The organism is Arthrobacter sp. ISL-30 (assembly GCF_018613855.1).
Taxonomy (GTDB): Bacteria; Actinomycetota; Actinomycetes; order Actinomycetales; family Micrococcaceae; genus Arthrobacter.
The window spans coordinates 53,902-64,789 of the sequence record NZ_JAGGPK010000041.1 but is presented as its reverse complement, the minus strand read 5'-3'; the positions used below and the strand labels follow the sequence as shown (position 1 = coordinate 64,789).

Annotated in this window: 8 protein-coding genes; 5 read left to right on the top strand and 3 right to left on the bottom strand. The window is 64.0% G+C overall.

Annotated features, from left to right (window positions below; genetic code table 11):
* Positions 1-118 precede the first annotated feature (118 nt).
* Genes J7E82_RS16215 through J7E82_RS16205 form a run of 3 tightly spaced genes read right to left on the bottom strand, consistent with a single transcriptional unit; the run spans position 119 to position 3,647 of the window.
* Positions 119-1,135 (bottom strand): LacI family DNA-binding transcriptional regulator, encoded by a 1,017-nt coding sequence (locus tag J7E82_RS16215; RefSeq protein WP_251041990.1) that lies wholly within the window; start codon positions 1,133-1,135, stop codon positions 119-121.
* 17 nt (positions 1,136-1,152) lie between these two features.
* The gene (locus J7E82_RS16210) at positions 1,153-2,748 is read right to left on the bottom strand and encodes a glycoside hydrolase 43 family protein (protein ID WP_214864440.1); all 1,596 of its coding nucleotides are present in this window, start codon (positions 2,746-2,748) and stop codon (positions 1,153-1,155) included.
* Complete coding sequence (locus tag J7E82_RS16205) at positions 2,745-3,647, bottom strand: PmoA family protein (protein WP_214864438.1); 903 nt, start codon at positions 3,645-3,647, stop codon at positions 2,745-2,747. The genes J7E82_RS16210 and J7E82_RS16205 overlap by 4 nt, the downstream gene beginning before the upstream one ends.
* Positions 3,648-3,948: 301 nt before the next feature.
* Here J7E82_RS16205 and J7E82_RS16200 point away from each other — a divergent pair, with 301 nt between their 5' ends.
* Genes J7E82_RS16200 through J7E82_RS16180 form a run of 5 tightly spaced genes read left to right on the top strand, consistent with a single transcriptional unit; the run spans position 3,949 to position 10,735 of the window.
* Positions 3,949-5,259: an ABC transporter substrate-binding protein gene (locus tag J7E82_RS16200; protein WP_214864436.1), complete on the top strand. Its 1,311-nt coding sequence runs from the start codon at positions 3,949-3,951 to the stop codon at positions 5,257-5,259.
* Positions 5,260-5,289: 30 nt separating this feature from the next.
* Positions 5,290-6,249 carry a carbohydrate ABC transporter permease gene (locus J7E82_RS16195; protein WP_214864434.1) on the top strand — a complete coding sequence of 320 codons (960 nt, stop codon included), beginning with the start codon at positions 5,290-5,292 and terminating at the stop codon, positions 6,247-6,249.
* 9 nt (positions 6,250-6,258) lie between these two features.
* Positions 6,259-7,155, top strand: coding sequence for a carbohydrate ABC transporter permease (locus J7E82_RS16190; RefSeq protein ID WP_214864432.1), 897 nt, complete (start codon positions 6,259-6,261; stop codon positions 7,153-7,155).
* Positions 7,156-7,191: 36 nt separating this feature from the next.
* Complete coding sequence (locus J7E82_RS16185) at positions 7,192-9,204, top strand: pectinesterase family protein (RefSeq protein ID WP_214864429.1); 2,013 nt, start codon at positions 7,192-7,194, stop codon at positions 9,202-9,204.
* Between the two features lies 1 nt (position 9,205).
* Positions 9,206-10,735, top strand: a complete 1,530-nt coding sequence (locus tag J7E82_RS16180; protein WP_308113894.1) for a pectate lyase — start codon at positions 9,206-9,208, stop codon at positions 10,733-10,735.
* Positions 10,736-10,888 lie beyond the last annotated feature (153 nt).

Below are 10,888 nucleotides of genomic sequence, written 5' to 3'. Positions count from 1 at the left end.
GTCCACAAACTCGGTGCGTGCGCTCAGTGGATAAGACTTGACCATAGAACACTCCATCAATTCAGAGCGTTGCTACGACCATATGACTCCACCCGCCGATAACGACAATAACTGCCAGCTACTTGGGGGCTGGCGCCGCCGTCGAGCCCCGTACGATCAGCTCGGTGGCGAGTTCCACCGCCTGTGGGCGCTGCGGCGCCTTGCCGAACTGCTCCACCAGGAGGTTGACCGCCATAGCCGCCATCTGTTCCAGCGGCTGCCGGATGGTGGTCAGCGGCGGCGACGTCAGGGCTGCCTGGGCGATGTCGTCGAAGCCGACGACGCTAAGCTCACCCGGGATGCTGACGGCACGCTTCGACGCCGCGCTCATCAAGCCCAGCGCCTGGAGGTCGTTGCCTGCGAAGATTGCGGTAGGCCGGGCAGGAAGGTCCAGCAATTCGCCGCCCAGCCTGAAGCCCGCTTCGATACTGAAGTCGCCGTCGCGGACGAGTTCCTGGTCCACGTCAAGCCCGTGCGCCTGGAGTGCGGCTGCATACGCTGCATAGCGGGCACGGCTGTGCACTGACCCGGCGCCGCCACCAGTAATGATGCCGATTCTGCGATGGCCAAGATCAAGCAGGTGCTCCACTGCCTTGAGGGCGCCCGAAAACGCCGTGGGACTCACGCTCGGGATGCCAATGGCCTCGTTGCCCTGCGGGTCCATAGCCACGGCCGGGATGTTGAGAGAACGCAGCGTTGTCACCAATCGGGAGCCGCGGTGCGGGGCAAGGAGGATCACCCCGGCCAGTTGGTTGGGCGACGCCTGCCGCAGCTTGCGCCAGCTTTCAGGCGTGGCGTGCTCCGCGAGGGTGCAGGCCAGGGTGAAGCCCTGCCGTGCGGCTGCGGCCTCCGCACCGGCCATGATTTCCAGCAGCCAGGGGTTGTCGAAGTTGTTGACTACCAGTTGCAACAGCCCGGGAACCGGTGCTGGCGCGCTGCGTTTGCTGTAGTCCAGCTCCTCCAGGGCCTGGTTGACCTTGGCCCTTGTGGCGGCGGAAACGTACGATCGGCCGTTGAGCACCTTGGAGACCGTGGGCGCCGAAACCCCCGCGGCAGCGGCCACGTCGGCAATCTTGGGTCGCTTCGTGGCGGTCAACGCTGCTGTCCTTGGCATCATGATGTCGCAGCCACCGCGAATGCCCCGGAGGGGTCCACGGCTGCTGGTGCGGTATCCACTCGCACGGGTCCCACAATAACACTGCCGCTCTCAGCCGAACCGAGGGGAGAGGCTGCGAAAATCCCGAGTTCAGCACCGATCCATTGCCCCTCCACCACCTCAAACACTGTGTCCAGGACCTGCCACTCCGCTTTGGCGTCATCGCGCCACGCAAAGCGGGCACGATGATCGGCGTCGACAGTGATTCGCAGTTCCAGGCGAGGGCCGGAGAGCTCGACCGGATCCAGCAGCGACCCGGGGAGCGGCTCCTCATGCGGCCGCTCCCCGCCGCGCCCCGAGCCAAGGGCATAGCCGTTCGCAGTCCGGAGGATGCCCAGCCAGGCGTACTGCCGGCCCAGGAGTACGACGCCGGCCCTGCTCCCCGCCGGGACGGCGTCCAGTTCCAGCGAGGTGCTGAAGCTGCACTCCACGCCGGGCAGGATCTGGCCGAGGACGTTCGGCAGTTCGCGCAGGTTGATGGGGTCGTTGGCCTTGGGGTGCAGCACGGCCGTGCCGTTGCCAGGCAGTGTCAGCCAGGTCTCGTCCGGGTTCGCCTGCCAGTGCCATTGATGCCCTAGCCGGGTGCCGGCGAAGTCGTCGGAGGCAGGGGGTGCCACGTTTTCCGGTGCCGTGCCGGCAGGGTAGGAGTGGTGCAGGACCGGGGTGCCCGGTCCGCCGTCGGACGCGTTTTCACCCATCCAGGGCCAGCCGTCCTGGTCCCATCCCATCGGCTGGAGGTGCACCACCCGGCCATAGGGTCCCCGGTCCTGGAAGTGCAGGAACCAGTCCTGGCCCTCCGGCGTGCTAACCCAGGCGCCCTGGTGCGGGCCGTTGACCGTGCTGGAACCCTGCTCCAGCACCCTGCGACCCTCGTACGGGCCAAACGGCGAACGGGAACGGAAGACTGACTGCCAGCCGGTGGCCACGCCACCGGCCGGCGCGAAGATCCAGTACCAGCCGTCGCGCTTATAGAACTTTGGGCCCTCGATGGTGGTGTATCCCGGCAGGGTGTCGCCGTCGATGACGTGTACACCGCTGTCCAGCAGGCGCCGGCCGTCCGGACTCATCCGGTGGACGGTGAGCCGGTTCTTTACGCCGATCCGGCTCTTGGCCCAGCCGTGCACCAGGTAGGCCTGGCCGTCGTCGTCCCATAACGGGCACGGATCGATCAGGCCGCGCCCTGCATAGAGCAGGTGGGGCTCGCTCCAGGGACCTTCCGCGTGAGTGGCGGTCAGGACAAAGATTCCATGGTCCGGGTCGGGGTAGAAGATCCAGAACTTGCCATCGTGGTGGCGCAGGGCAGGGGCCCAGACGCCGCTGCCGTGGCGGGGAAGGGCATAGTGCCGCCCCGGCAGTGCGGGCAGGGCGTGGCCCAGGTATTCCCAGTCGACCAGGTTCCGGGACTTGAGGACCGGCAGCCCCGGCACCCGATTGAAGCTGGACGCGATGAGGTAATAGGAACCGTCCACTTGGACGGCATCCGGATCCGGCCAGTCAGCATTGAGGATGGGGTTGGTGTAAACCGGGGCAGTGGCGGGGTTGTTGGTGCTCATGCTGTCCTGTCGAAAAGGCTGGTGGCTGTGAAGGCTGGGTGCTGGGCGAGGAGTGACCGGGCCAGCTCCGGTGTTTCCACCGGGCCGTCCATGACGACGGCGTGCAGGCTGAGGTCCAGGGGCTGGCTGCGGTCCAAGCGGCAGGCACTGTCCCAGGCGACGGCGGGGCCAGCCCCCAGATAGCCGTCTGTTCGGACGAACCACGGCAGCGGCTCTTGGGCGTCCTGGGCAAGCATTATGCTGGCGGTCTTTCCCGCCACGACTGCCGTGATGGACAGCCAGGGCGAGGCGGAGCCGTGGGCGGATTCGATCCCGGATCCGGATTCGGTGAGGACGACGGCGGCACGCGAGTTCCGCGGGAGGCGCCAGAAAATGCCGCCATAGCCGGCGCCTTCGCGGCCTTTGACTGCCGACGAGGACAGGGCGAGGTGCTCGAGTGACGGTCCGGGCATAAGCCTTGAGGTGAAGGAGAGTGACCAGCAGCGCCGGTCCGGGTGACCGGAGACGCTAAGGTGGCGGCGTTCCGTTACCTCCACACTGCCGTCGGCCGAGCACCAGTCGATGGATTCCGATACTGAGCCTGCACCGCTGCGCGAGGAGGACACGAGTTGCCGTCCGTGATTGGGCAGCATCACGGAACCTCGGTCAGCGGTAAAGGTGCGTCCGCCCCAGAAATTGCTGCCGCCCGCATCCGAAACGGCCAGCGACAGTCCCAAATGATGGGGGTGGTCCGGCGGTTCGGCATCGCTGACCATGGTGCCCGTGAGCGTCCGGATCGGATGCAGGAAGGGTCGGGGGGACTGCTGGCCGCCCAGGCCGGTGCCGCTCTGGTAACGCGCCACTTCGGTACCCTGCACGGCCAGGCTGTGAATGCTGTTGTGTTCGCGGGTCAGCCCCATGCGGCGCTCCTTTGCTTGTCTCAGGGTGGGTTTGGCAAACAGAGTAACCCCATAGGAAAAGCTTCGGCAAGCAATAGGAAAGTTTCCTATTTATCCAATCCGTCGATTTTGCGCTCATGTGTTGACAGTCACAGGAGAGCTTTGCTAGAAATCGTTTACTCACGCTTTTCCTAGGGGAACTCCTTGGGCTGGGCGTGGAGAGTCCAGCAGGAAAACCCCGGAAAATCTTTCCGATGAAAGCTGCGGGAAAATGCGGGAAACGAATCCAACAGAGACAATCCAGAGAGGATGTCGATCGAAGATGATGACAGCCGAATTCCAACCCCGACGCCGCGCAATCCTGGCGGCAGGGCTGGGCGTCGCCGGCCTTGCCCTGGCAGGCTGCGCGGGAACCGGGAACAAGGCCGCCGCAGGGGGCGGGCCGGTCGAGCTCAATCTCGTATGGTGGGGCGACGCTAACCGTGCCAAGGTCACGGAGGCGGCGCTGCGCGTCTTTGAAAGCAAGAACCCGGGCATCACCGTCAAGACTGAATATCAGGACAGTGGCCCGTATGCGGACAAACTGGCCACGCGCTTCGCGGGAGGCAACCCGCCCGATGTGCTGAACATGGCAAACCGAAGCCTCCTTGAATATGCCCAGCGCGGTGCCCTGGCTGACCTGAAGAGCCATCCTGACGTGCTCAAGCTCGACTCTGTGCCGGACGTGGTGCTGAGCAGGGGAACCGTGGAAGGCAAGCTATACGGGATTGCGACCGGCGTGACCACTATCGGCATGGTGGTCAACAAGACCATCACTGACCAGGCCGGGGTCAGCATTCCCGACGACAAGAGCTGGACATGGCAGGACTTTGCCCGCTTCAGCGAACAAGTCACCAAGAAGACCGGCGGCAAGGTGTACGGCACGGGCTACGACGTATCCACGGAAACGGGGCCAATCCTCCTCGCCCGGCAGAGGGGCGAGGACTTCTACACCAAAGACAACAAGCTCGGCGTCAGCGAAGAAACCATGCGGGACTGGTTCCAGTTCAGCGTAGACCTGCGTGCCGCCGGAGGTTACCCGCCCGCAGGCTTCTTCGAGCAGATTGGTGGATCAGCCGCACAGTCGTACCTGGCCAAGGGGACCATCGCCTCCCAGATCATTCCCATCAACAACTACAAGGCTTTCAACGAGGCTGCCGGCGGCAACGTCGTCCTGCTGCGGATGCCCGGAGAGACGGAATCCAAACGGCGCGGCTACTCGGCCGATCCCAGCATGCTGTGGTCCATGGCCGCCAAGTCAAAGCACCCCAAGGAAGCGGCAAAGCTGCTGGACTTCCTGACCAACGACGTTGACGGTGCGTCCCTGACGCTCACCCAGCGCGGCGTCCCGATCAACCCCAATGTCGCCGCAGCCATCACCCCCAAGCTGAGCGGGGACGACAAGAAGTTCGTGGATTTCATGGCCGACATCCAAAAGGACGAACTCCCGCCTGCCTACGTCTACCCCAAGGGGGCGAGCGTTGTGGCGGACACCCTCAAGCAGGTCGCCACCGAAGTAGAGTTCGGGCGCATGACGCCGGCCGACGCTGCCCGCCAGTTCATGGACAAGAGCAACGCGGCCATCAACAAGTAACCCCAACGTTCCTGATTGGAGTCGGACGCCATGTCGGTCCTGACCAAACATCCCGCGGCGCCACCTGCCGCTAGCGAGGTTCCGCTGCGGCCCCCGCGGCGCCGACGCAATGGAGCGGCGCCAAAAAAGAAGCAGCGTGCAGGGTATCTGTTCCTGCTGCCCTGGTTTGTCGGCATGGCGTTCACGGTCATTCCCTTCTTCGCCTCGCTGTACCTTGCCTTCACTGACTACAACCTCTTCAACGAACCCACCTGGGTGGGACTGGCCAACTTCCAGGACATGCTGCAGGACGAGCGGCTGTGGCAGTCCCTGAAGGTCACGTTCATCTACACCTTCGTCTCGGTTCCGATTTCGCTGGCGGCCGCACTGGTGGTGGCCCTGATGCTGAACCGCGGGCTAAGGGGCCTCGCGGTGTACCGCTCCGTCTACTACCTGCCCTCCCTCCTGGGCGGCAGCGTCGCCGTCGTGATGCTGTGGCGTTACATCTTCGGCAACGACGGAATCGTCAACGGGTTCCTGGGCATGTTCGGCATCGACGGCCCCGCGTGGGTCACGGACCCCGAGTTCTCGCTGAGCACCCTGATCGTGCTGAACATCTGGACGTTCGGCTCGCCGATGGTGATCTTCCTTGCCGGGCTCCGGCAGGTCCCGGCCATGTACTACGAAGCCGCCGCCATTGACGGGGCCTCAAAATGGCGGCAGTTCCGCAGCATCACGGTGCCCCTGATCAGCCCCATCATCTTCTTCAACCTGATCATGCAGCTGATCGGCTCGTTCCAGACCTTCACCCAGGGCTACGTGATGAGCGGTGGAACCGGCGGTCCGGCCGACTCCACCCTGTTCTACAACCTGTACCTCTACCAGAAGGGATTCACGGAGTTCGAGATGGGCTATGCCTCAGCCATGGCCTGGGTCCTGCTGATGATCATCGCCGTCTTCACCGCGATCAACTTCATCGCATCCAAGTTCTGGGTCTTCTACGACAGCTAAGGCAAAACAATGGCACTCCCGAATCTCACCGAAGTCCGACGCCGGCGCGTTGCCGAACCCTCCAGCGAGGAAGTGGAGGGCACCCCTGCGCGGCGCTTCCTGCGGCACCTGATCCTGGCGCTGGTGGGCGTCGTCATGCTGTATCCGCTGCTGTGGCTGCTGTCCAGCTCGCTCAAACCCAGCCAGGACATCTTCACGCAGCTTGGATTGTGGCCCGCCACGTGGGACTTCGGCAACTACGCCCAGGGCTGGAACGCCCTGAACCAGCCCTTCCATGTGTACCTGCTCAACTCGCTCCTGGTGGTGGTGCTGTCCATCGCCGGCAACATCTTCTCCTGCTCGCTCGCCGCTTACGCATTCGCCCGGATGGAGTTCACCGGCCGGAAGCTTTTCTTCGCCTTGATGCTCGGCACGCTCATGCTTCCAGGGCACGTGCTCCTGGTCCCGCAGTACATCATCTTTTCGCAGCTGGGCTGGCTGGACACCTACCTGCCGCTGGTGGTGCCAAACTTCCTGGCTACCAACGCGTTCTTCATTTTCCTGATGGTCCAGTTCATGAAGTCGCTGCCCGTGGAGCTGGACGATGCCGCGCAGATTGACGGCTGCGGCCCGTTCCGCACCTTCCTGAAGGTCATCATGCCGCTGTGCGTCCCGGCCATGGCGACGACGGCGATCTTCACCTTTATCTCGACATGGAACGAGTTCTTCGGACCCCTGATCTACATCCAGAACCAGGACCTCTACACGGTCCCGCTGGCCCTGCGCGCGTTCATGGATTCTGAGGGCCAAAGCATGTGGGGGCCGATGTTCTCCATGTCCGTGGTGTCCCTCGCACCGATCATCGGCTTCTTCATTGCCGGCCAGAAGTACCTCATCGGCGGCATCGCCACGACCGGCCTCAAGTAGCCCCTTCCCCTCTGTACCTCGACAAAGGAGTTCAGGATGAAATTACGTGTCGTGATCGGCCTGGCGGCCGCCACCCTAATGATGGGAGCGCTCGGGGTGCACCCGGCCCAAGCTGAGGATCCGCCGGGAGAGGCACAGACCGGGCAGGCGACGCAGCCCCACGGCTGGACAGATGCGGGACCAGAAGCGCTCGCCGCAGGAACACCGGATGGCTTCGCTGCATTGTCGGGCTACGGGATCGGCGGAACCACGGGCGGGCAGGGCGGCCGCACGGTCAGCGCCTCCAATATCGAGGAGCTCAAGACATACGCCTCGGCGCCGGAACCGCTCATCATCGTCATCCACGGCTCCCTCAAAGCCGAGAACTACGTCAAGATCCCGGTCAGCGCCAACAAGAGCTTCATTGGCAAAGGAGCCGGGGCGGAATTGGTCAACGCCGGGTTCAAGCTCATCAACGTCTCCAACGTCATCTTCCGGAACTTCACCATCCGGGACTCCTACATTCCCGGCGACTGGGACGGAAAGCGCTCCGACAACGACCGTGATGGAATCCAGCTGGACACCTCCCATCATGTGTGGGTGGACCACATGGCCTTCGAGCGCCTCGGCGACGGACTGATCGACACCCGCAAGGATTCCGACTACCTCACCTACTCCTGGAACGTGTTCGCGGATCACAACAAGGCCCTTGGCGTGGGCTGGACAGCTAACACCGTCACGCACCTCACCCTCCACCACAACTGGATCCGCAACACCGTGCAGCGCAACGCCAGCATCGACAACGCGGCTGCTGCCCACGTCTACAACAACTATCTGCAGGACATCGGCCAGTACGGCATGATGGGCCGCCTGAATGCGAAGATCGTGTTGGAGGGCAACTACTTCAAATCCGTTGCCGATCCCGTGGTCGCCAAGGACCCCAACACCCAAATCGTCCAAAGGGACAACATCTTCAACGGCACCCGCGGCCGCAGGGACAACGTCGGCGCGGCGTTCGATCCGACGTCGTTCTACGCTTACACGAAAGACGCGGCAGCTGACGTTCCCGGAATCGTCAGCGCAGGCGCCGGACCGCTGCGGTTGGCGCAGGAACAGGACCGCACGCGGCTCACCGTCGCACTGGACGGCACGGGCGACTTTGCCAGCATCCAGGCCGCCATCGGGGCCATCCCCACGGACAGCAGCATCCCGCGGACCATCAGCATCAAGCCGGGCTTCTACCGTGAAGTAGTCAATGTCTGGCCGGACCGGAAGAACGTGACTTTGGAGGGCTCGACGTCGAATCCGGCTGACGTGGTCATCAGCTACGACACCCCGGCCGGCGGCGCGAAGTTCTTCGGCGGCACCTGGGGCGCGCAGGGAAGTGCCACCTTTACGGCGTCGGGAGAGGACACCACCGTCCGGAACCTAACGGTGGAAAATGCCTATGACGAAGCCGCCAACGGAGGAAGCCAGGCTCTCGCCGTCCGCAGCGTCGGGGACCGGGCCACCTTCGAGGGCACGAGGTTCCTGGGCAACCAGGACACCTACCTTGCCGATACCAACGGGCGGGATGCCACGGCACGCACCTACCTCAAGGACTGCTACATCGAAGGCGACGTGGACTTCATCTACGGCCGCGGCACCGCTGTCCTGGACGGCTGCACCATACACTCCGTGGACAGGGGAAGCACCACCAACAACGGTTACATCGCGGCCCCCAGCACCAAGAAAACCAACCCCTACGGCATGCTCATCATCAACAGCAGGCTCACCTCGGACGCCGCCGCCGGGACAGTCAGCCTCGGCCGGCCCTGGTTCCCCAGCAGCGATCCTGAGGCCCTGCCGCAGATCGTTATCCGGGACTCATGGCTCGGCGCCCACATCGCTGAGCAGGGCTGGGCCGACATGGGCGGCCACTCCTGGAGCGAGGGGCGTTTCGCCGAATTCAACAACAGCGGCCCTGGCGCCTGGCTAAACGCGCTGCACCCGCAGCTGACGGCGGAGCAGGCCGCGGATTACACCGTCGCATCCTACCTCGGCGACTGGCACCCGACAGGACGGAACTGACGTGGAAAAGCTTCTGAAACCAACAGACAGTAGGACCACACCGACTCGGCGGGCAGTAATCACCGGCCTCGGCGGCGCTGGACTGGCTGGCGTCGGGCTTGCGGCCGCGGGTCCAGCGGCAGTGGCGGCAGCACCGGCGTCGAGAGGACCAGCCGAAAGTACGACGGCGGACGGCGCGCCGGGCGCTTGGGGCGACCCTGCAACCGGCTTCGCCGAGGCCCAACTGCCCCGACCCGTGGCCCTGGACGGCACAGTGTGGAGCGAGGCTCCTGCGGGCTTCGCCTCGCTGACGGAACTTGGCCAGTCCGGGACCACGGGCGGGGCAGGCGGCCGGGTGGTCCACGTCCACAGCGCGGCCGAACTTGGGAACGCGGCCAGGGCAGTGGAGCCGCTGGTCGTGATCCTGCATGGCTCCATCGTGTTTGGCAGCTATGAGAAACTGCAGGTCCTGTCGCACAAGTCCTTCCTGGGCTTTAGCGCCGGGGCTGAAGTGGTCAACGCGGGGTTTAAGCTGATCAACGTCTCCAACGTGATCTTCCGGAACTTCACCATCCAGGATTCATACATTCCAGGGGATTTCGACGGCAAGCGTCCCGACAACGACCGCGATGGCATCCAAGTAGACACATCGCACCATGTCTGGGTGGACCACATGTACTTCACTCGACTCGGCGACGGCCTGGTGGACACACGCAAGGACTGCGACCTGGTTACCTACTCCTGGAATGTTTTCGCGGACCATAACAAGGCACTGGGAGAGGGGTGGACGGAGAACGTGATTACCAGGCTCACCCTGCACCACAACTGGATCCGGAACACCCACCAACGCAACGCCAGCATCGATAACACGGCTGCGGCCCACGTCTTCAACAACCTGCTGGAGGACATTTCCAGCTACGGAATGCTGGGACGCAACGCCGCCAGGATGGTGGTGGAGGGCAACTACTTTAGGGATGTTCGCAACCCCCTGAAGCATCAAGGGTCTGGCGGTGGGCTCGTAGCGCGCGACAACATCTTCGCCGAGTGCATCGGGGACACAGGCATCCAGTTCGGAACGGCCTTCAACCCCCGGGACAGCTATGCGTACAACATCGATCCTGCGGCAGCTGTGCCTGCCCTGGTGCGAAGGTTCGCCGGACCGGCAGGCGGTACGGAATCTACGCCGGCCGAGGTCATTCTCGTGGCCCTGGACGGAACCGGCGACGTAGGCAGCATTCGGGCCGCGGTGGGACTGATTCCTTCCGGCAGTGCGCGTGCCGTAACGATCGAATTGCAGCCCGGCGTGTATCGGGAGCCCGCCGTGATCTGGAAGGACCGTCGGAACGTGACTCTCCGCGGTGCCACCGGCCGGGCCGAGGATGTCGTCCTGATCGCAGAGGGCGGCGTGACGCTGTGGGTGGCTGGTGACGGCACCGTCGTCGAAAACCTTACGGTCACCTCGGACACACCCCAGACCGGAGACGTCGTCCGGACCACAGGTTCCGGCGTCGAATACCGGAACGTCACCGTGCTAAACGGAGGGGCCGGCTAACTCTCGTCTGGTCGCCCAACTGACTCGCAGTTGTTGTCGTTATTGGGGCCTCATAACGACAACAACTGCGAGCTACTTGGGGTCGAAAAATCCCACCTCGACAGGGGGAAGAAGCCGGGCGTAACGTCGAAATGTAGAGATCCCCGGCGGCCG